Origin of the sequence: Weizmannia sp. FSL W8-0401, assembly GCF_038009125.1 — a bacterium.
In the GTDB taxonomy this organism is placed as follows: Bacteria; Bacillota; Bacilli; order Bacillales; family Bacillaceae_C; genus Weizmannia; species Weizmannia coagulans.
Genome location: NZ_JBBPAG010000001.1, coordinates 206,964 through 228,598, shown reverse-complemented (window position 1 = coordinate 228,598; position 21,635 = coordinate 206,964). Strand labels below are relative to the sequence as shown.

General features: G+C 41.0%; 19 protein-coding genes and 1 pseudogene. 12 read left to right on the top strand and 8 right to left on the bottom strand.

Annotation, left to right across the window (positions count from 1 at the left end):
• Positions 1-286: 286 nt before the first annotated feature.
• The 3 genes from NSU00_RS01205 to NSU00_RS01195 all read right to left on the bottom strand — a co-directional run bounded on the left by NSU00_RS01205 (position 287) and on the right by NSU00_RS01195 (position 2,841).
• On the bottom strand, positions 287-1,282 hold the full coding sequence (locus NSU00_RS01205; protein ID WP_029143034.1) for an LLM class flavin-dependent oxidoreductase: 996 nt from the start codon (positions 1,280-1,282) through the stop codon (positions 287-289).
• Complete coding sequence (locus NSU00_RS01200) at positions 1,279-1,578, bottom strand: YkvR family protein (protein ID WP_061575796.1); 300 nt, start codon at positions 1,576-1,578, stop codon at positions 1,279-1,281. Before NSU00_RS01200 ends, NSU00_RS01205 begins: the two co-directional genes overlap by 4 nt.
• Positions 1,579-1,752: 174 nt before the next feature.
• Positions 1,753-2,841 carry an ArsR/SmtB family transcription factor gene (locus tag NSU00_RS01195; RefSeq protein WP_340703236.1) on the bottom strand — a complete coding sequence of 363 codons (1,089 nt, stop codon included), beginning with the start codon at positions 2,839-2,841 and terminating at the stop codon, positions 1,753-1,755.
• 255 nt (positions 2,842-3,096) lie between these two features.
• Between NSU00_RS01195 and NSU00_RS01190 the strand changes: the two genes are divergently transcribed.
• Together NSU00_RS01190 and NSU00_RS01185 are read left to right on the top strand one after the other, a co-directional pair.
• The gene (locus tag NSU00_RS01190) at positions 3,097-3,885 is read left to right on the top strand and encodes a hypothetical protein (RefSeq protein WP_340703235.1); all 789 of its coding nucleotides are present in this window, start codon (positions 3,097-3,099) and stop codon (positions 3,883-3,885) included.
• A gap of 5 nt (positions 3,886-3,890) precedes the next feature.
• Positions 3,891-4,347 (top strand): annotated as a pseudogene (locus NSU00_RS01185) (hypothetical protein).
• A gap of 143 nt (positions 4,348-4,490) precedes the next feature.
• Here the strand turns inward: NSU00_RS01185 and NSU00_RS01180 are convergent.
• Positions 4,491-4,982 carry a TetR/AcrR family transcriptional regulator gene (locus NSU00_RS01180; protein WP_340703234.1) on the bottom strand — a complete coding sequence of 164 codons (492 nt, stop codon included), beginning with the start codon at positions 4,980-4,982 and terminating at the stop codon, positions 4,491-4,493.
• Between NSU00_RS01180 and NSU00_RS01175 the strand changes: the two genes are divergently transcribed.
• Positions 4,974-5,363, top strand: coding sequence for a hypothetical protein (locus NSU00_RS01175; RefSeq protein ID WP_340703233.1), 390 nt, complete (start codon positions 4,974-4,976; stop codon positions 5,361-5,363). The two genes, NSU00_RS01180 and NSU00_RS01175, sit on opposite strands and share 9 nt — an antisense overlap.
• Before the next feature lie 148 nt (positions 5,364-5,511).
• Here NSU00_RS01175 and NSU00_RS01170 read toward each other — a convergent pair whose 3' ends face one another.
• The gene (locus NSU00_RS01170) at positions 5,512-7,266 is read right to left on the bottom strand and encodes a methyl-accepting chemotaxis protein (RefSeq protein WP_340703232.1); all 1,755 of its coding nucleotides are present in this window, start codon (positions 7,264-7,266) and stop codon (positions 5,512-5,514) included.
• 314 nt (positions 7,267-7,580) lie between these two features.
• Between NSU00_RS01170 and NSU00_RS01165 the strand changes: the two genes are divergently transcribed.
• From NSU00_RS01165 to NSU00_RS01145, 5 genes are all read left to right on the top strand, one after another.
• Positions 7,581-7,904: a PadR family transcriptional regulator gene (locus tag NSU00_RS01165; RefSeq protein ID WP_133537463.1), complete on the top strand. Its 324-nt coding sequence runs from the start codon at positions 7,581-7,583 to the stop codon at positions 7,902-7,904.
• The gene (locus tag NSU00_RS01160; protein ID WP_340703231.1) at positions 7,897-8,457 is read left to right on the top strand and encodes an HAAS signaling domain-containing protein; all 561 of its coding nucleotides are present in this window, start codon (positions 7,897-7,899) and stop codon (positions 8,455-8,457) included. The genes NSU00_RS01165 and NSU00_RS01160 overlap by 8 nt, the downstream gene beginning before the upstream one ends.
• Positions 8,450-9,049, top strand: coding sequence for a DUF4097 family beta strand repeat-containing protein (locus tag NSU00_RS01155; protein WP_340703230.1), 600 nt, complete (start codon positions 8,450-8,452; stop codon positions 9,047-9,049). Before NSU00_RS01160 ends, NSU00_RS01155 begins: the two co-directional genes overlap by 8 nt.
• 91 nt (positions 9,050-9,140) lie before the next feature.
• Positions 9,141-10,826, top strand: a complete 1,686-nt coding sequence (locus NSU00_RS01150) for an IS1634 family transposase (RefSeq protein ID WP_168986130.1) — start codon at positions 9,141-9,143, stop codon at positions 10,824-10,826.
• 164 nt (positions 10,827-10,990) lie between these two features.
• On the top strand, positions 10,991-11,263 hold the full coding sequence (locus tag NSU00_RS01145; protein ID WP_445684482.1) for a DUF4097 family beta strand repeat-containing protein: 273 nt from the start codon (positions 10,991-10,993) through the stop codon (positions 11,261-11,263).
• A gap of 78 nt (positions 11,264-11,341) precedes the next feature.
• On the opposite strand, the gene NSU00_RS01140 is transcribed toward NSU00_RS01145, so the two are convergent.
• On the bottom strand, positions 11,342-13,075 hold the full coding sequence (locus tag NSU00_RS01140) for a methyl-accepting chemotaxis protein (protein WP_340703229.1): 1,734 nt from the start codon (positions 13,073-13,075) through the stop codon (positions 11,342-11,344).
• Positions 13,076-13,355: 280 nt separating this feature from the next.
• Between NSU00_RS01140 and NSU00_RS01135 the strand changes: the two genes are divergently transcribed.
• Both NSU00_RS01135 and NSU00_RS01130 read left to right on the top strand, forming a co-directional pair.
• Positions 13,356-14,666 (top strand): transposase family protein, encoded by a 1,311-nt coding sequence (locus tag NSU00_RS01135; protein WP_013858128.1) that lies wholly within the window; start codon positions 13,356-13,358, stop codon positions 14,664-14,666.
• A gap of 469 nt (positions 14,667-15,135) precedes the next feature.
• Positions 15,136-15,867, top strand: coding sequence for an NAD-dependent protein deacylase (locus tag NSU00_RS01130; RefSeq protein WP_013858144.1), 732 nt, complete (start codon positions 15,136-15,138; stop codon positions 15,865-15,867).
• 503 nt (positions 15,868-16,370) lie between these two features.
• Here the strand turns inward: NSU00_RS01130 and NSU00_RS01125 are convergent.
• Entirely contained in the window at positions 16,371-17,834 is a 1,464-nt protein-coding gene (locus NSU00_RS01125; protein WP_326242223.1) for a transposase, read from the bottom strand.
• 445 nt (positions 17,835-18,279) lie between these two features.
• On the opposite strand from NSU00_RS01125, the gene NSU00_RS01120 reads away from it, so the two are divergent.
• Positions 18,280-18,663: a hypothetical protein gene (locus NSU00_RS01120; RefSeq protein WP_340703227.1), complete on the top strand. Its 384-nt coding sequence runs from the start codon at positions 18,280-18,282 to the stop codon at positions 18,661-18,663.
• Positions 18,664-19,251: 588 nt separating this feature from the next.
• Here the strand turns inward: NSU00_RS01120 and NSU00_RS01115 are convergent.
• Entirely contained in the window at positions 19,252-20,394 is a 1,143-nt protein-coding gene (locus NSU00_RS01115; protein WP_340703226.1) for an MFS transporter, read from the bottom strand.
• A 196-nt stretch (positions 20,395-20,590) separates the two neighbouring features.
• Between NSU00_RS01115 and NSU00_RS01110 the strand changes: the two genes are divergently transcribed.
• Entirely contained in the window at positions 20,591-21,460 is an 870-nt protein-coding gene (locus NSU00_RS01110; protein ID WP_340703225.1) for a LysR family transcriptional regulator, read from the top strand.
• Positions 21,461-21,635 lie beyond the last annotated feature (175 nt).

Here is a 21,635-nt window from a genome sequence, read left to right as displayed (position 1 = left end):
TAATCCGGCAAGACAGCACTGCGGCTTTCTTTCAGTTTTACGGAATGAAAGAAATAATCCTCTGCAAAAATTCGTTGTTGTTCCGTATTGATATTCGGCAAAAGCATCTAAAATCCTTTCTTCAGCTGAATTTTTTTATGAATGCAGTCATTGCCGTACGGCTGAAAAAACGGCCGCTGGCGATCTTAAAAAACACTGATATTCTAAGCCCCGCTACCGCGACAACAATAATTAAAGCCCTCCTCTTCCATTAATAGGAAAAAGAAGGCTTTGATTCGCTAATCCATTACCCCAGCACTTCTTCGGCAATGTACCGGTATGAAGCAATCCGGTCCTCAAAAGAATGGGCAATGGTCAAAATCATCAATTCATCCGTTCCGTATTTTTCCTGCAACTTGGTGAATGCCGCGCGCACTTGCTGCGGATTTCCGATCACCATGTTTTGCTTCATTTTTGCCAATTTTTCTTTGTCTTTTCCGGTTAATGGATAAGATTTTGCTTCTTCAATGGACGGCACGGATGCTTGTCCCCCTTTTTCCGCCTGCAGCTGCCATATTAGGGAACTCCATGCCACTTCTTCCGCTTTTTCAGCTGTTTCGGCACATACGGCGGAAACAGTTAACAACGTTTGCGGCGCATCCCCCGGCTTTCGGGGGGTAAAAGCCTGCTCATATTGCTTTAAAATTGCCGCGCCATCCTGTTCGCTCATAAACTGGCCAAACGCATACGACATGCCAGATCGGGCAGCCAGCACGGCGCTTTTGCCGCTTGTGCCAAGCAGCCAGGCATGCGGCGGATCAGCCGGAACAGGGGCAGCCTTGACGCGGGAAAAAATATTTTCTTCCGGAAAATCGTGATAGAGAAAATGAAGCAGTTCCTCTACCAGCTCCGGCATTTTGTACACTTTTTGCAAAAATTGGCCGGATAATGCGGTGGTTGCTTCGGCAGAGCCGCCCGGCGCCCGGCCAATGCCGAGGTCAATGCGGCCCGGAAACAGCACAGAGAGCAAATTGAACACTTCCGCGACTTTATACGGCTTATAATGCGGCAAAAGCACGGCCCCGGAGCCGATCCGGATCGTGCTCGTATGCGCGCCGATAAAACCGAGCATTACTTCAGGCGCACTGCTGGCAAGACCCGGCAAATCATGATGTTCCGCAATCCAGTACCGCGTGTACCCGAATGACTCGCCTGCACGGGCCAGCTCCATCGCGTTGTACAGGGCGTCTTTCGCTGTCTGGCCGGTTGAAATGGGCGCCTGGTCTAAAATACTGAGTTTCACGCTTTGTTCTCTCCTTCTTTCACTTCCAGCAATGCTAAATGGTAGTCGCCGACCCGGCCTTTTTCATACAGATTCGTAATGGAAGTGGAGTATTCCCGGATCGCCCCTTTAAAAGCAAGCCCCTGTTCAGGTACTTCCACATTGAATTTTTCCTGATACAGCAAGGTGGCAATATCATGGTAATCTTCGCTTGTTACCTTGAAGTCCGCCACGATCTGCTTCAGCCCCTGTACGTCCTCTTCACGATAACGTTCCACATCAATCTTCCGTTTGTTTAATACGATATAGGATACCAAAACAACACCTGCTTTCTCCTTTGTCTCTTTTCAGTCTACATGCACGGCTGCACCAAGTACAGGAGAGAGGCTTGCCCGTGCGGCCGGTGTAGGTCAACAAACCACTCCGCTTGAAACGCATTTACTTCAAGGGCATTTTGGCTGCTTTCCAAAACAAACCGGCCAAATCAAGCATCAATCGGAGACCTTGAGAAATTGCTCCCCTTCCAGTTGTTTTGCCCAGCGCCTGAACTCGCTATGATTGATAAAGTAAATATTATGACCTTTTTGCTTGGTTTCCGTGATGAGCTTGCAATTTTTCAAAATGTTCAAGTGCCTGGAAATCGTGGCAGGGTTTAGGTCTAATTTTTCGTCCATCTCCTGGGCTTTGATCCCTTTCTTTCTTGCAATCAAAGATAAAATACGGATACGCATCGGCTCTGATAACGCTTTGCCAAAAAAGGAGATTTCATCCAAGGTGGCCGGTGTGCCGTTGTTTTCGGAAGTGGAAGGCGCGGGCAATGGCCGGCCCAAATAGGCTGTAAGATCATAAACGAGATTTAATTCACCCCATCCCCAAATCAGGATAAACTTTGGTGAAACAAAGTAAGAAGGGAAAAAGCGAACCACTTCTGTTTGCTTATTTTCAGGAAATTGTTCAGGAATCGTTTTTCCCTTCAGCAGCCTTCTCAAAACCTCATTTAACCCTTTCACATTCAGGTCCCTGGCCAGTTTGTCATTCGTTTGCTCCCAAAAAGGCGCCACATGCCTCGCTATTTTAAAAAAATATTCCTCATAGTATGCAGACCATAAATCGGCCAACTGCCGGTGCCAAGCAGGCCAATTTTCCGCAAAAGCCAACTGTTCCTCGTGCACGAATCCACCCTTTTTTTCAATTCTTTGCTTTATTTCATTTGACGGTTCGGGCGAGTTTTCAAAAATGGTTTCAATTTCCTCCACCTCCAGATACCGGCCCAATAAGTAATAAAGAAAACGGGGACGGTCCATCTGTTGAACCCAATGGATAAAATCCTGAATAGAATGGGGTTGGTTTAGTCCAACCGCAAGCTCAGCAAGCTGGGCACCCATCTCAAAACCGCCATAGTACCTTTTGAGCAATACTTGATTTTCCGTATAAAAATTTTGCAGGTTTATATCTTCCCATTCGACCCGCCCTTGCATGAGATAGCATTTTCTTAAAGATGCCATCATTTCGAAGACGGGAGAGGTTAAAAACTCCAATTTAATTTGAAATTCATTTGAATCAGGGGTTAATACTGCCATATGACCACATCTTTCTTATATTTTATCTATTTTCCATACAATGCGATGATAAAAATCATCGATTGCTTTAGCGGCAAGTGTTTTGGAATCGGATGAAGCAATGATGTGCCCGCCTCTTGTAAACGAGTCCCGGCTTCCGGGGATGTGCTCCCCAATCCAATCAGATTCATCCCATTATCCCGGCCAGAACGCCGCGGGTATAAATGCCTTCCGTATTCGGCAAGCTATCCTAAATGGGCTTCAAAGGTAGGTAAGATGGACAATTATCGTAACGATAATACAGCCAGGCGATATAAAGCACATGTCAGTATTTTAGGAACAACGCAATTGCATTTAAGAAACCCTTATATCATTGCATGGTGGTCCGCAGCGTTTCCCGGATTCGGGCATTTGCTGTTATCCAAATATATCAGGGGATATGCTTTATTTATCTGGGAAGTTGTCGTTAATTTGAAAGCCAATGTGAACCTTTCCATGATTTACTCGTTTCAAGGAAATATTGACATGGCAAAAGCCGTACTGGACACAAGATGGCTTCTCATGTATATTCCTGTTTATCTTTTCGGCATTTGGGACAGTTATCGCACAACCTTGGATATGAATAAGATTTATCTGTTAGCAGAACCGGAGGAACACCGTTTTAATTCTTTTTCATTGGGAGCATTGGAGATTAACTACCTGGATAAGCGCAACCCCCTACTTTCCGTTATGTGGTCATTATTTGTCCCAGGATTGGGGCAGCTCTATATACACAGAGTTTTAACAGCAATTTTTGTCATCGTATGGCTGGTGGTATTTTATTATCAATCCCATTTTCAGGAAGCGATTATACTTTTATTTTGGGGCAAAATAAAAGAAGCAACTTCGGTTATAAACCCGGAATGGCTTCTTTTCATCCCTTCACACTTTGGGTTTGCCGCTTATGATTCGTATATGAATACAGTCGAAAACAACAAACTTTTCGATAAAGAATTACGACAATATTTAACCCGGCATTACCAGCCGGACGGTTTCCGGATACGAAAAGGACAAAAAGTGAAGTGATTGGTTTGCAGCTTTTTTCTACATTCGAAAGTAACGGATTTTTGGAAATGGCCATTTCAACACTGGAAAAGAAAGGGATTCCGAAAGAAAATATATTTGCGGTCCCGCTGGATAACCGAAAAGAAGAACGGAAAATTTTGATACGCTCCACCGCTCGGACGGTACAAGCCTAATTGATATCGGCATGGGGATCGCCACTGCATTTTCTGTAATCGGCGCAAGCATCGGCTTTAAACTAGCCTGGGGGCCCATTTACTGGGGGCTGATTAGTGCATTTGCCGGGTTTATTGTGGGTTTTGCCATCCGGCTTGTAATGGAGCTGTTCATAAAGAAAAAGAAGCGTGTTTTAAAAGGGAAACACGCTGAAATCATTTTAATGTTGAATGTGATTTGTCACAAGCAGAATCGGTCGAAAATATACTTTGGAGCCATTTTGCATTAGGGGTAGCAAAATTAAAATAATGGGTTTTGTAAATACAAACAGGCCATCCTCATTGCCAGGGATGGCCTCTCTTTGCATTGCGGAACACATCCCGCAGTGTTTCCCCTTTCCCTTACCATTCTCTCCACATAAAGTGTACACGCATTGCGAGCGGCGATGAATTTTATCCGCCATGCAAAACAAATGTGATGTAGAGCAGTTCCAAAATTTTCTCGGGGGAATACCCGCGTACCTCCTGTTGATACAAATAGGCATCACTTTTTAATGCCTCAAGCAGCATATCCGCTTTGAAGACATTGTTCCGGACGGCTTCTTTTCCTGGATTCATTTCATGAAACTGTTCTACCAGCAACCCGTGCAATTTATCATATAAAGGGCTGCGTGTTCCTGCCTTTTTTCGGTTTGTTGCACCGGTGTCCTCCACACCTTTAAGCAATTGCATTTTGCTTTCCCTGAAACGGAGAAATATGCGGAGAACGCCTTTTAACCGCTGTTCCGGCGGCTCTTCCCGATTGTGTTCCAAATATGTTTGAATGTCTTTGAAACACGAAACCACATTGTCTTTTATCAAATCCAGACATAATTCTCCTTTGTTTCGATAACGGCGATACAGCGTTCCCGGACCGATCTCGGCTTCTGTGGCAATTTGATTCATGCTGACTTCCAGTTTATCGCCGTCTTATTGCTGCTTTTTACGCATCATACAACAAGTGTTGTTTTGATCGCCTTTATTGTCCTTCTGCTGGGGATCCCACAGGGCCTTTTGAATCTGGGCAACCAGAATGCCGTCTATTATCAGGCAAATCCAAAACAAATCGGGGCTTCAGCCGGTTTGCTCCGAACATTTATATACTTGGGTGCCATTCTTGCTTCGGCGGCAAACGGGCTGTTTTTCAAAGCCGGGGCAAATACGCCGGGAATTCACCATATCGGCTTATTTTGCGGCAGCGTCACCTTGCTCCTCATCCTGATGACTGTGCTGGATCGCTCGTTAAGCATCGTGAACGATAAAGCCGGGGTGAAAGGGGAAAGTTAAAAAATGCCCGGTTTAATCAAACGTTTGATTAAACCGGGCAAGTGCCGTTTCTTTCTGGCCATGTGCAGCGGAATCCGTAACTTTTGGCCGGATTTTGTCCGCCTTCTTTCGCTTTGATTTAAAACCGCAACAGGTTAAAACCGTTCACTTATAACTTAAATTTTGACACAAGGGAATGGAGATGCTCCGCAATTTCTACCAGTTTATGCGCACTTTCAGCCACTTCCTCCATAGAACTTCCGATTTGCTCGGTTGCTGCGGACGTTTCCTCAACCCCTGCTGCTGATTGTTCAGTGATCGCTGCGATTTCTTGTATAGAACCATTCATTTTTTCGGTTGTGCTGGAAATCCCTGATAAATTGGTAGCTATTTTTCGAATATGGGCAACCATGTCTGAAATCCGTTCATTGATCTGCGTAAAGGTTTCCTTCGTTACGCGAACGGTTTCTGTGCCTTGCTGTACTTCCTCATAGCTTTCATGCAAAGAATCCGTTACTTCTTTCACATCTTTTTGGGTTCCTGCAACAATCCCGCTGATTTCAGTAATGGAACTTGCAACTTGTTCAGCCAGCTTCCGGACTTCTTCTGCGACAACGGCAAAACCTCTTCCGCTTTCTCCTGCCCGCGCCGCTTCAATTGCGGCGTTTAAAGCAAGCAAATTTGTTTGATCGGAAATCTCCTTAATGACCGTTACCAGTTTGGAAATTTTTTCCGAATGCTCATTCAAAGACTGAAGCTTCCCTGTAACTGATTGGATGACCTGATCAATTTTTTCCATTTGGCCCGAAGAGCGGTCCATTAATTCATTCCCTTTATACGCCAATGCCATAATTTCATTTGTGGATTGATGAACCTCATCCGCCTGTGCATTCGCCTCCTGCACATTGGATGTGAACTGCTTCATATTTTCAGACAGCTTCCCGGATTGATCTGCCTGTTCTTCAGCTCCGGATGCCAGTTCTTCCATCGTTGCGGTGATTTGCTGCGACCCTGTTTTTACTTCATTTGCCGCTTGCGCAAGCTCCTCGCTGGAATTTGACAACAGCCCTGAAGAATCTGCAATCTCATGGATCAGGCTCTTCAGTTCATCTTGCATATGGTTAATGCCGTCCGCCAACTTGCGCATCTCATCTTTCGTCTTGACCTTGATGTGCCCGGCCGTTAAGTCATGTCCCGATATTTTCCCGATATGATCCGTTACCATTCCAAGCGGGGCGGCAATACTTTTTGTAAACAGCCATATGATGAACAGCCCGGCCAGAAGCGTAATGCCCGTGACGATTAAAAGAAAGTGAAGGATTTGTTCGGCCGGATGGTTAAAATCTGACATATAGGCGCCCGCACAAACCGTCCATCCCCAATAAGGATCCTTTTTTGCATACACCACTTTTTTGCCGACTTTTTGTTTATCATTCGGGTAGCTGTACGAAAAATAGGTAAATCCGCCTGTTTCCCCGGCTCCAAGAACTTTATTTGCATAATGATTCCCGTCGGCATCTTTTTCATTTGAGATATTTTTTCCTTCTATAAACGGATGCGCCACTTCCGTTCCTGTATCATCCAAAATAAACATGTATCCGTTTTTTCCCAAATCAATGCTTTTATTAACCGGACGTGTGCCATCCTTTTTCTTTTCACCGAGAATGGCAATTTTTACTTTTTCTTGTGCGTCACTTAAAGAAATTTTCCCACTTTTCACTTCCTCATCCAGTACAGCTATCAACCGGATTGTTTCATTGACATTATTTTTTAGATTGGTTTTTCCCAGTTCATTTAAACTGGCGGCACTGCGGTTATAGCTTAAGAAACCTAAAATAAGCATTGGCACCACCAAAAGAACAATGGATATGGCCATAAGCTTTTGCCGGATGGAGTGAAAGTCTTTCAAATTTGCGATCTTCATTTGCTATCCCTCTTTTTCAGAATCATTCTCAGACCTCGCGTATGATCAAGAATATTCGGTTTTCTACCTTGTTTTATCGGATAAAGTTTGAAATCCTTTACTTTTATAATTTTCTGACCACTATTCCGAACCCGCCTGTTGCGAGTTTTCCAAAAACTGGATTTGGCACCGCCGCAATCATTTATCATGGATTTTTTAAAAAATGGCTCCGGTACCTTGCATTAATCAATACTGTGTGTTATTCTCTTGTTAAAACCAGTACTGAATATTAAACAGTACTGGCCGGTGTCCAATGGGAAGGATGTGAAGAAAGTTTGAATGTCCAGTTTAAGAAAGGCGTTTTGGACCTCTGTGTGCTCGTTTTATTAGATAAACAGGACCGCTACGGATATGAACTTGTCCAAAAAATTTCGGAGCAAATTGACATTTCCGAAGGCTCTATCTATCCCCTGCTGAGGCGGTTAACAAAAGAAGGTTACTCTACAACGTATTTAAAAGAATCTTCGGAGGGTCCGCCGCGCAAATATTACAAACTGACAGACAGCGGGAGGACTTTTCTCCACGAGCTGCTCCTGGAATGGAAGGCATTCTCTGATGGGGTGAATCAACTGATAAAAGAAGGTGTGAATCATGAATAGAAAACAATTTTTATCCAAATTGGAATCTTCGTTGAAAAGCCTCCCTGCCAATGAACGCCAGGATATTTTGCAGGACTTTGAAGAACACTTCGCCATTGGCTTGCAAGAGGGAAAAACAGAAGAACAAATCTCAGCTTCCCTTGGCTCCCCGCACCAGATTGCAAAAGACATGGTTGCGGCCTACCATCTGGAAAGAGCGGAGTCAAAGGCAACGTTAGGAAATATGTTGCGCGCAGTATGGGCCACGATTGGATTAGGATTTTTCAACCTGGCCATTGTGCTGGGGCCGTTTATTGCGCTGGCTGGCATTATTCTTTCCGGCTGGATTACAGGAATTGCCTTTATCGCTTCCCCTTTCCTGTTTCTCATGAACGCCGTCCTCTATCCGGAAACATTCGGGCTTTTTTACTTATTTGTTTCCATTGCCGCTTGCGGGACCGGACTTTTTATCGCCATCGGCATGTACTTTGCAACCCGTACATTAATGCAGGGCTTTATCCGCTATTTAAGATGGAATGTAAATCTGATCAAAGGGGGGGTGAAAAATGGATAAAATAAAGAAATTGTCACTTTTGGCGTTGGTGCTGTTACTTGTGGGGATTGTTGGAAGCCTCCTTACATTCAGGCCCGTCCTCCGGCAAGAAGCCAAGTCGGAAGAAAAAGTGGTCCACGAAGAGTTCAGCCGGATTAAGATCGCAACCGATAATACTAGAGTTGAGATTTTACCGGCGGCAGGTTCGGCAGCAAAAATCACAGTATCAGGCAGGGCCGAAAAAGGTTCAACCTATCACTTGTCTACTGATGTAAAAAATGCTGTGCTTTCTATCGGAATAAAATATAAGCAACGAAATTTCATCAGCTTCTTCCCTTCATCCTTGTCTTTAAAAGTGTATGTGCCGGAAAAGTGGTATGAATCGTTACAAGTAAAAAATAACGACGGTCGTGTCCGTGCGGGGGATTTACGGGCAAGAGATATACGTATAAAGACGGAGAATGGAAAAATTGAACTGAACCATATCAGCGGAGATACGATTACGGCAGAGGCAAACGACGGATCAAGCACCCTTGAAAATGTGAAAGCCTCTCTTGTCAAAGTAAAATCAGAGAACGGAAAAATAGTTTTAAAACGCATATTCCGCACGTAAATTTTTCCATTTTATGATTTTTTTAAAGGAATTTTCTCCTTCTTTGTAGAATTGAATGATTATCTAATTACGGGAAGATGAGGAAATTTTTATGTCAGATCAAATTTTAACCTTACATGTGGGGCCGTCTCAACTTTTATCTAAACTGTGTGATGAAATAGAACTCGAAAAAACCATTAATGATTTAGTCAAATGGGATTCTGTCCGTTGTCATATCTCACCCGGAACAAGGATTAAAGCCCTTGTCTTAAACATTTTATGCAGTGGCAAGCCCCTTTATAAGGTTCATGAATTCTATCAAAACCTAGATTCTGAGATGCTTTTCGATACATCGGTTTCACCCGATCAATTAAATGATGATGCATTAGGAAGAGCATTAGATTACTTGTATGAAGCCGAAGCATGGAAAGTCTATTCCACCCTTGCATTAAAAGCACTAAAAAAATTGAATCTTCCTATTGGTATACTGCATAACGATACAACCTCAATTTCTGTTTACGGCGAATATAAGCAACCGAAGGAAGATGGACTGCAAATTACGTACGGGTATAGTAAGGCCCATAGGCCTGACTTAAAACAAATCGTTCTGGGGATGGGGGTCACACCTGAACGAATTCCTATCCTTGCAAAAGTAGAAAATGGGAATACTTCGGATAAATCTTGGAATGTGGAATTCATTCAAAAGATGAGAAAAATCCTTTCCCATGAAGATTGGAAAAATCTCATTTATCAAGCCGATTCTGCATTAATCACAACGGAAAATCTAGCGGAAATTCAACAACAAAATTTATCGTTTATTTCCCGTTTACCTGATACATTCGGTTTAAGCACAGAACTAAAGAAAGAGGCATGGTTGCTCAATAACTGGGAAAGGGTAGGCTCACTTAGCAATAAAAAAGACGCAGCTATTTACCAAATTCAAGCTTTTGAAAGACAAATTCAAAACCTTCCTTACCGGTTTCTTGTTGTCCACTCAAACAATTTAGATCAACGAAAAGAGAAAACCCTAAATCGGGCGATCGAAAAGGAAGAAATACAATTAAAAAAAGAGATAGAAAAACTGAGTAAAGTTATCTTTCATTGTAAAGAGGACGCACTAGAAGCAATTCAATCTTTTAAGAAAAAACAAAAGGCTTCATATTTCTGTTATAAACTAAACGTCCAGATGAGTGATCAACCTATCAAACGAAAAAAGAGAGGAAGACCTAAAAAGGACGAACAGACAAAACGAGAACAAATCTATCAGATACAACTGGAATCGTTTGAAAAAGATCATGATTTTATCGAAAATAAGAAAAAAATGCTCAGCACTTTTGTTTTAATCACAAATAAATTAGATGAGGAGACACTATCCAATCAAGAAGTTTTGAGGGTTTATAAAGGACAGTCGGCCGCTGAGACCCGTTTCCGATTAATCAAAGATTCACAAATGATTGATGCCATTTACTTGAAAACCCCAGAAAGGGTTGAGGCCTTAGGTATTGTGTATGTGATGGCTTTATTAATCTATGGAATTTTAGAATATCGAGTTAGAAAAGAACTGAAAGAAAAGAACCTATCTCTAATCTTGAAAGGAAAAAGGAAACTCTCTCAACCCACAGGCCAAGCATTGTTAGAGCAATTAGAAGATATTACCGTGATCCTTATAAATCAAAATCAACAAAAAATAAGGCTCTTACCCGATAATATTGATTCACAAGCCAAAAAAATCATTGAATTATGCGGGTATGATGTATCAATATACGTGTCAAAAAATGTCGAAAACAAAGGAGAATAACACACAATAGGAGGAATTCATGAAAAGAATGTCGAATTGAAAAGAATTTTATCGAAAATTCCTCAAAAATAAGAAGATATCATCCCACCAAGCCATTTAAATATAGTTCATTCAAAAATTAGAATGAACTATATTTAAGACGTGCGAAATGTGGGTTAAAAAATTTGGATAGCCGGGTTTCCGGTAAAGCTGGTGACGGAAGTATCCTTTTTACCACCCGTCACTTGAATCACCCGGTTGAACTGCGAGCAAATAACGGCAATATCAAAATACAAACGGGGGAAAAACCGGCAAATGCTACAATTCGTGCAAGTGCTAAAGATGGAAGAGTTGACATTTTTGGCAGCTCTGGCGAAAATAGAGCATTTGGTAGCGGAAAACCCTTGATTCAGCTTTTCACTGCGGATGGAAATATCGCGGTTGAAAAAACAGAATAAATTTTTAAAGGTGGCGGGACGTTCGTGATGTCCCGCTCTTTCTATAGTGTTTTTGCATTTATTAAATCCTGGCGCAAGCTATCCGAGTTGTGATTCAATATTTGACAGCAATTCCAAGACCTGGTTGGAAGCTTCTTCTAACTGTTTTAACGCATTTTCTCCAGCCTTCATCTCTCCCCTTTTAAAACTTTCCACTGCCTGCCTTGCAGAATGATGGACTTCTTTATGCGGTTTTTCCAATTGTTTAAATGCAGCTATTTTCCTGATACCTTCCGGCAAATTTCCGTAATACCATTGGCCTAACCGGCAAGTTTCGTGGGAAGTCAACTCGTTTTCATCAATATTCCCCAGGCCCAGCAGCATATTATATACTTTCCACTTCCAAAGCAGGTGATCCGTTTTCGTGATTCTTACAATATCTTTTGAGCTAAACTTAATGTTAATCGTAAAAAAGTTTTTCCTAAAGTGATCCATTTTTTCGCTTAAATCAAATACTAATTTTGCGGTTTTTTGCGCAATCTCCTGGGACTGCTCACTGTGATTTCTTATCGTACTGTTTAAATTTGCAATTTCGTTAATGGTTGCGGACTGTTCTTCACTCATTGAGGCAATTTGTGTAATCGATTCATTGATGTTTTCCATCATTTTTACAATTTCCATCATTTCTTTACCGGCAAGTTCGGCATGGCCGACACTTTCCTTTACAATTTTGCCTGTTTGCTGTATTTCTTGGATGACCTCATGGGCCACTTTTTGCAGCGCTTCCATGTTCGATGTAATACTGGAGATTTGAACTTTCGTATGTTCTGACAGCTCCCGGATTTCTGAGGCAACAACGGCAAAGCCAAGCCCGTTTTCTCCCGCCCTTGCAGCTTCAATGCTGGCATTTAAAGCAAGAAGATTGATTTGGTCAGCTATCCCCCTGATCACATTTATAACATCTTTCGTATTATGAATTTCTTTATCCAGCAGCTCCACTTTTTCAAACACGTTTTCATATACTTGCCCAACCATTTGAATATCTCCAAGCGCATGGTCTACTACTTTTTTGCTTGTGAACACAGACTGGACTGCCTTGTCGGTCCCCTCCGCAACTTTGGTTGCATATTGGGCAACTTCCTGAATGGATGCGCTCATTTCTTCCGTTGCCGCCGAAACATTATCCGTCTCTTCCATTTGCCTGTTCATCGATTCAATTAATTGTTTGGTTTCATTAATTTTCGTGGTCTCATTCAGCATATCTGACATACCAAACAAAAAAGTTCTGAACGTTTCTTCCATATAGACTTCCACAATTAATTGTTGGTCAAACGCAGCTAACTTCTGAACAGCAAGGACAACCTTTGTCATTTTGTCGGGCGTATGATGTAAATGCTTCATGAGTATAGAGCACATCGATTGAATCAAAAAATGGTGGGCTGCAATAAAATTATCAGCCGTTAAATTAATCCTGCTATGGACTTTGCCAATTTTAATTCTTGTAAGCACATAGGTTTGATCCACTTCTGCTTGAAAAAACTGCTCCACATATGTTTTTAAAGTTTCATACAGCCTGTCGAGGGTAGAATATCGCATAATGAGTTTATGAAATTGTTCAACTGAAGTAAGCCTTTCATAAAAAATTTGAACCATCTTTTCCTTATAAGGCTCTATAATCGCTGCCGCTTCCCGAACATTTTGTAATGTTTCCTGATCCACACCGAGGTAATTTAATTTTTCCCGTGCCCTTCCTCCAATTTCCGTTATATCCGTATCATCGCAATAATGCATGTACTGGTCCCATGATTTTAACTTTTTTAAAAAGATCCCCATAACACTCTCCCTCTTTGATTTCCACATTATTACTATTTTCACAGGAAAAAAGTCACAAGTCAAGCGTTTCCATTCAATATCAGCTCTGAGGAGTAAAAATTTTTCGTGATAATTTAACTATTCCCCCCCAAAAATGCGGCTAAATATATAATAATTTAAATAATTAGAGCTTGCTGGACGAATATTTTGGCATGGCTTAGTGACAAGTCGAATACAAGCTAAAATTTGATTCGTTCAGCAAGCCCTAATTAAACTTGGCTGTTTTGAGGGGGTTTTTATTTTGGTTACTAGAAAAGAAAAAAGAAATCGTGAAAAAGAAGCAAATTATTTTTTCGAGTTCCTTAAAATTCAGAAGCATTTTTTCAAAGACCTGATGAATAACCTAAAAAAGGTAGCAGACCACCGACATCAAAGCTATATCACTTATGGTCCAGAGGTCCTTTTATTTACGATGATGTTGAAAAATATGACCGGCCTAAAATCCATGAGAAACATGAGTGAGAGTTTTAATAAAGAAGAATGTATTAAAAATGTAGGGAAGGTGTTAGGCTTAGATTCTCTTGAAGAACTTCCACATTATGATACAATTAACGACTTTTTATCTGGCTTAGATGTAAATGAATTAGAAAAAATTAGAACGTATATGATTAAAGAATTATTGAAAAAAAGGTCTCTCGAGTCTTATCGAATTGAAGGAAAGTACTGGGGTGTCATCATTGATGGAACTGGATTACACACCTTTCATGAGAAACATTGTAAACACTGCCTGAGACGGGCATATACAAATAAAGAAACAGGAGAAACGAACGTACTTTATATGCACCATGTACTTGAAGCCAAGCTTGTCGTGGGGGATATGGTCTTCAGTATTGCCTCCGAATTTATCGAAAATGAATCAGAAAATGTTTCTAAGCAAGATTGTGAATTAAAAGCCTTCGACAGGCTGGCAAAGAAAATAAAAAAAATATTTAAAAGACTACCGATTTGTATCTTGGGAGATAGTCTCTATGCATGTGAAACGGTATTTAATCTGTGCAGGGCGCACAAATGGAAATATATATGCAGATTTAAGGAAGGGAGAATTAAAAGTATCTCGACGGAGTTTAAGGCAATAAAAGAGCTGGAACAAAGTAAGGATCAGAATTCATTAGTTTGGGTGAATGATATTGCCTACAAAGACAGAACGGTCAATCTGATGGAGGCCACAATGAAAACAGAGGATGGGAAATCGAAAGAGTATGTATTTATAACGGATATTAAAATCACGAAAAAGAACGTGGAACGACTCATCGCTGCAGGAAGAAGCCGCTGGAAGATTGAAAATCAAGGATTTAACGAACAAAAAAATAATCGTTACAATATAGAACATGCCAATAGCCAAAACTACACAGCCATGAAAAATCATTATTTATTAGTTCAAATAACAGATATTATTAGACAGCTGTTTGAAAAAGGTTCGTCAATCTTAAAAGCACTCAAAAAAACGGCAAAAGAAAAATCCTCAAATCTGTTGGAATCGTTTCGGACACGCATTTTAACAGACGAGGATTTCACCCATTTAAGTAAGCCAATACAAGTAAGGTTTACTTAATGGTTATATTATAGCAAAGGATGTGATGTAAAAAAAGGTTTTTTTGAAGTTATCCACAATTTTAAAAAAGAAATTTGCAAATTCGGCTCTTTTTGACTTTGAAAGCAGAAAAAATAGATGGAAAAATTTTCTAAATGTGGATAAGTCATTTTATCATAAAACATCTAAAAACTGATGAATTTACTCTTCAGAACTGATTCAATATTCTGTCTATATTTGGCGAATAGAAATGAATTTAAAGTCCTATTGTATGCCAAAAATATGACGCAAGGTTCACTAAAAAAGTAGAAACTCTGTATATTACTCGAAGGGGTAGATGAGCAAAAAAATGGGAGGGCACTCTGACATCTAAATGTACACTTTGAAATGAAAATGTAGAGAGAGCATTCGCTTTTTGAAGTTTTCTGGCAGGTAGCGTACAATGATTTGTAGGGAAACTTATCTAACATAAATAAGGAGAGCGGATTTCATGTTAGAAGATTGGTTAAAGTCATCCCGTCATACGGTCGTCTTTACCGGAGCAGGGATGTCAACCGAAAGCGGACTACCGGATTTTCGTTCAAGACATAATGGACTGTGGAAAAAGAAAGATCCAAGTCAAATTGCCACTACGAAAGCCCTGAATGAAAATGTCGAAGCATTTGTCGAGTTTTATCGGGAACGCGTATTAGGTGTAAAAGAATTTGGACCGCATCAAGGTCATTATATTTTAGCCAAATGGGAACAGCAAGGGTTCATTCGCTCAATTATTACTCAAAACGTGGACGGCTTTCATCAGGAAGCGGGCAGTAAGCGGGTCGCTGAATTGCATGGGACCCTTCAAAAAGTCCATTGCCAAACGTGTGGAAGAGAATATAGTAGTGAAAACTATGTCAATAACGATTTCTACTGTGAATGCGGCGGGGTGCTACGACCAAATATCGTATTATTTGGTGAAGCGCTGCCACAAGAAGCTTTTCAATTTGCTCTGGAGGAAGCAGAGAAAGCAGACCTTTTTATCGTCTTAGGTTCCTCTTTATCCGTTACACCTGCCAACCAATTTCCTTTAATCGCCAAAGAGAACGGTGCAAAATTAGTGATTGTGAACATGGAACCGACCCAATTTGATCGGTATGCCGATCAAGTGATTCATGATAAAAAGATCGGTCAATTACTTATAGAACTGGATAAAAAGATATCATCCCCAATTAAAAAAGTGTGAAAATTTGCTAGGTAAATATTTAGTAATTAGAATTATATGTTTGAAGGTATTGCTAAAAGTGGAATTGTAATTGCCTGTTTTCGGATTGTTATGGCCATACTCCCCCCTCCCCACATTTGCATGCGTTTCAATTTCCAGTATTCCGTTTCAGCTTCGACACCCAGTCAATCAGCCGTATACTTTGAAATATTTGCCGGAATGCCTTTTTATGAGCGCATATTTCACAAATGTTCAAGATGACATTCGTACGCCAGCCGCATAGATAAATTCCCTTTGAGCCTCTGCCAAAATAAAAATATACACTTGAGCGAGGCTCTGGAAAATTAATTATCCCGATTTTTTTGCCTTTTCATCCAGATTTTCAATTCAATAGAAGTAAAACGGTCATTTTCCTTCAAAAAAAGGGCATACGTATCCCGCCTTCACAAAATGGGTTTTTTTCACTACCCTTTGTGGAAAGGAAACGCTCATTTTACTTATTCACATATCCACCTGTGAATAACTTAATTTGCTCTTTGCAGCCGATTGCGTGTCCATCCACAATTGGCCTTTCCTGTCTGATGGTACGCCATATTTGCCATGATGTGCATAGATATCATGCATCGATCTACATGAGCTTCAACTGCCTGTTTCCCACGCTTGTGAACACGACGGAGACTGTATCCGTCTTTTAAAATGCCAAAGATTCTTTCGATGATCGTCCTGGCACTATATAACACTTCAAATGTGCGACCATGTTGAGGCAACTCGACATCTACTTGAGGCGTTTGATCAAAGTCCATCCTAAATACTCTTCCTTGTGCTGCCCCATTACAACATTCCGCGTGATTCGCTAGCGGGCAGGTGAGACCTTCTTGCTTGGCATTTGGATGAAATACAGGACAAGTGTAAATATATTGCCCCTTTTCCCGATCAGATCCTCTAAGTTCCATTTTATGTCCACTGATACAGATGGGAGTGCCGTACCGGTTGATTTTTTCAATCCCTCGGGCGGTAGTTGGTTTATCTTTACGGTTCCGTGGATTGATCGGTGCCACCAATTTCGCCTGTAATACATCCTTTGTCACTTTTTGATTTTCCGGCGTTTGGTAGATTCCATCTGCCAGGATAAAGCTCAACTGCTCAGCCATCTCGGGGTGCTCTGTCTTAAACGTTTCCAATGTCGGTTCTAATGTTTTCCCATCGGGTGTATTTCCTTTAAATACTTCCCGCGTCAAAGGCAAACCGGATCTCACCCCGCATACCATTGATAATTTATGCGCAATATAGGAGACTGCATTACTTTTACGCATTACCCCTACATTGTCGTCCGTAAGGACTCTGGGGCAATCGCAATTACCCTCACAAGAACACGTCTTCCTTGTTTTATTCAAGGTTGCTTCTGCCTCTATATGCGATGTATCCACGGCGGCTGCTTCCTCATTCGTTTCAACCACGCCTTCCCCTTTATTATATTCAACAACCAATAGCCGGGCTTTTTCCCAAAGACCATTTGTTGTCATGATTTGATCAAAACGAGCAAAGGAACGATAGCTCGGAATTTTCTCCGTAAATCCACACATGGTGGCAAATAGCGGGTTTGATTTCACTTGCAAATAGACACTCTCCACCATCACTTCAATATACTGTAAAGAGGCCAGTTCAAAAGCACGAAAAAAGGGCATGAAAGGATGCGGTTTTCTCCCAGTGGAAGGGAGATGAAATAATGAAGACGCAGACTTGTCTTCTTCCTCCGTTATTGGAAATAGTGCCGGTTGTATTTCATTAGAATGATCATGTGCTCTTTCATTTTTTAGGTGCAAATATAAAAGGGTGTAGTATTCTCGTTCAATCGGCTTAAAAATCTCCCAAGGGAAACACATGGCTGGAATGACAAATGGTATATCGGCATAGTCTTGCCAATTGTGGGGAATCAAATTTTGTTGTATTGAAAAGTCTCTGGTTTGTGTTAGAATAGAAATAGTCATGAAATCACTCCCTGGATATTTGCTCGTACTTATATCTTAGCAAAGGAGTGGCTTTCATGGCTCTTTTTTTTCAAAAAAAATCATCCTTTTCCGTTTTACAATATTTTCCACAGGAATGAGTAGCCTAATCTATTGAAACTCGCCCAAAGCCTCAAAAAGTGATAAAATTCTGGCACTTATAATAAGCAAATTTATCCTATTAAAATCAAAAACTCACAATTTCTTTTTATATTTGTCATAATGTTTCTACAAACGTCTTTTTTCTTTAGTGGAATAAATCAACGAACTTTAATTGTCTGAATGCTTACAGTTTCAGGGGATATAGCATTTTGGCAAGGGCTCTAAGGAAAACCATGCAGTATCATGCGAGTGTTCGATTTGAATTTTTTCATCAAACCTCATGATTAAAAACGCGCACACGAGAAAAGAAGCAGAGTCTATGAGAATGGCGTACGAACTTAAAATACCAAAAATGAGCGGCCCGATAGTAAAACCTACAGTCTTACAAGTTGTAGTAAACGTGTTTTTCTTGCTTATTGCCCTTGCTAATCCTATGTTTGGATCTTTAATTGTCAAATCTCTAAACCATACTTCAAGACACAGATTAGCAAAATGCCCAAGTGATTGGGATAAGATCATCAAAGGGAATAAAAAAATAATAAAATGTTTAAATGATAGTAATGAAAATAATGTTATCATAACAAAGCAATTAAGAAAAAAGGAAGTAAATATCATCTTTTTAGAAGATACTTTGTCTATAAAATGTCCGCTTACAATGGTAGATATTATTCCCGCAATCGTTTCTGTAAGGTACAAACTTCCGGCATAAAGGAATGAGCCTGTTAGATTGAGGGCAAAAATGGGAAGACCGGTCCATGTTATTGCGGTACCTAGCGTATTAATGGTATCAACAAGTATTAATCTGTTTACTGCGTTATTTAACAAATTAGCACCCCCAAAAATGACCAAAGGCAAGCCGCCAACAGTTTTTCTTACACATTATATTCAAAAATTGCAGCCGAAATCCTTCTTTAATCTGTAATTTTTGCTTATTCAACAGGTACTAAATAGCCAGTCCCGGATTCAACAGGAAAACAGTCCGATTTGGCAGGCAAAATTCAATTGAAAACCAAATTCAAACTGGATCCAAAACGGGTTCAGTTTTTCTTTTGACCAGTGTAATTTCTATCCTCGATGCAGATTAGGAGGGGAATTGAAAAAGTTTTTTAAAACTGTCGGTGCATAACATTGCATTGGCATTCATCATAAACTGGATCCAAGAACAAGGTCATTTACGCATAAGAGGGAGATCATTTTATAAGGAAGGTTGCGCGGTTGATCCTTTCTAAAAGGGAGGAAAAAAAGACCATCCTTTTTCGTTTTCGAGATGGTCTTTTTCAATCAAAATTCAATTTTTCTATCTCTTTCTTTTTGTTGATAAAATCACCAATTGTCCTAGTAAAGCCACTAGCACAAGACAGCCGGCTGCAAATGGAAGTTGGGAGGGTGTCAATCCAGCTACCATAACAACCCCTCCAAGCGCAGACCCTACTGAGCTCCCTAAATAATTGGCGGAACTGTTTAAAGCGACAACAGCGGGTCCGTGTTTAGGCTGTAACTCGAGTAATACATGCTGTTGAGGGGCTAGTGAAGCCCATCCCATTGCACCCCAAATAAAGAAGGGTAGAAACATTAGAATCGAAATTCCCAGACTTAACGGCAGACTGAACATGGCTAATGCTAATAGAATTAGTATACCGCCCATAATCCAGCCTGGGCGTCCTATTCGATCAATAAGAGTACCAATGAATAAGCTGCCGACAACACCACCAATGCCCCAGGCCCAAAGATATGGTGTAACAGAATGGATTCCATCCAAGTTCTGCAAGATTGGAGCGATATACGTATAAAGCCCCAAACTTGCAATGCCTGTCACAAAAGTAATGCCAACCGTTGCTGTTACTCTTCCATTGGCCAGCATTGCAAGACGTTGCCGTAATGACGGTGGGGGCGAAGCTGGAATGTTTGGAAACCAGATGACAATCCCAATCATAGCAATGAGACCAAGTATCGTAATGAGCCATAACGTCCCATCCCAACCTGCATGCGCAGCAACTATCAATCCGAGTGGAACCCCCACGACCGTCCCCATGCTCATACCGCCTAATGTCATACCTAAGGCACGTCCGCGCTTCTTATCGGAAACAAGAGATGAAGCGGCTGCCGTGGCAAGCGGAGAATAAAGACCAGCTCCGATCCCTGCAATGGCACGAGCAATAAGCAGAAAGAGAAAATTCGGTGCCAGTGCACTGCCCGCATTGCCTAATGAGAACACCGCAAGTGCCAGTACCAATATGCTACGTGTTGGTTTTCCGGCCAATAATGTTGCGAAAATCGGAGCGGCGAGCGCAAAGCAAAGTGTGAAGATGGTCACAGCCTGTCCCGTCTGCGAATCGATGATTTTAAATGTTGCCCCGATATCGGGTAACAAACCAGCCATTACATAGGCATCAAACCCAAGCGTAAACATCCCTATGGTAAGAAGAAATACCCTCCTCATGTTACCCCTCCTCAAATCTTCTATTATATACTTGTTAAATATTTAACTATTTGGATATTTCTTCGTATAGGATAAACCAATATGTTATAATGAATGGGTCCCTATATGTGCAAGATTACTACAAGACAGGATAAAAGGAATAATCATTGTGTTAGATGGATATAACAAATAGTTATGACGGAATAAGGTGAAGTGAATGAATACGGAGTGGCTGCAAAGTTTTGTGGAGGCTGCGAAACAAAAAAGTTTATCTAAAGCCGCAAAATCCAACAACATCTCTCAACCAGCATTGAGCAAGCATATACGAAATTTGGAAAATGAACTTGGCGTCGTGTTGTTTCATAGAACGTCAACCGGCATTGAACTAACGGAGGCTGGTCAACATTTCCGCACCCGGATTTTACCAGTCATAGATGAGCTAGCTTCGATTCGTCAAGAATTACGACAGTTTTCCCGGACGACACCAATAGCGATAGGAAGTCTACCTAGTTTGGCCAGTTATTATTTACCCTCGAGAATTAAGGAGTTACGTTCTTTGGATCAGCCAACAACATTAATGATTCAAAACACTTCAGATGAACTTGTACAATCATTAGAGGAAGGAAGACTTGACGTTGTCTTAATCGATACCCTGAGTACAAAGGAAACGTTGTGGAGTTGGGAATTGTTTACGGAGCCTTATTATGCGGTGTTTCCCATAGACCACCGTTTTCGATCACGAAAAACGGTTCAGCTTGTTGATCTATGCAAAGAACCCCTCATTGTTCACCAAGCTCCTTGTGATACAAGAAGGCGGATTAAAGAACAAATGGATTCGCTGGGTTACAAGCCTAATATCATTAGTGAAGTAGCTTTTGGTGATTTTATTTTTGGAGCCGTAATGGCTGGAATGGGCATCACAATTGTTCCTGAAATAAGTGCCAAACATATCGACCATCAACAACTTTTCGCTTTGCCGATTATAGATTTTGGAAAAAAGAGATCAATTTCACTGGCTACTAAAAATGCTAAACTTGGATTAAAACTTTATCAATTTTTGGCGAAGCATGCTAATGAGAAGATCTAGGTATAGTCGTCTTAAATTGATGAATACTTGTTCTATTAACTACACGATTGTGGAATACAGAAGTAAAAAATGATCAAACTTTTTTTAAAAAATTTATTTGAGATCTTTAAGAAAGAATACTGTACGCCAGCGTATCGCTCTTATACGATCAATCGTTTCCAAAGAGCCCTTGCCA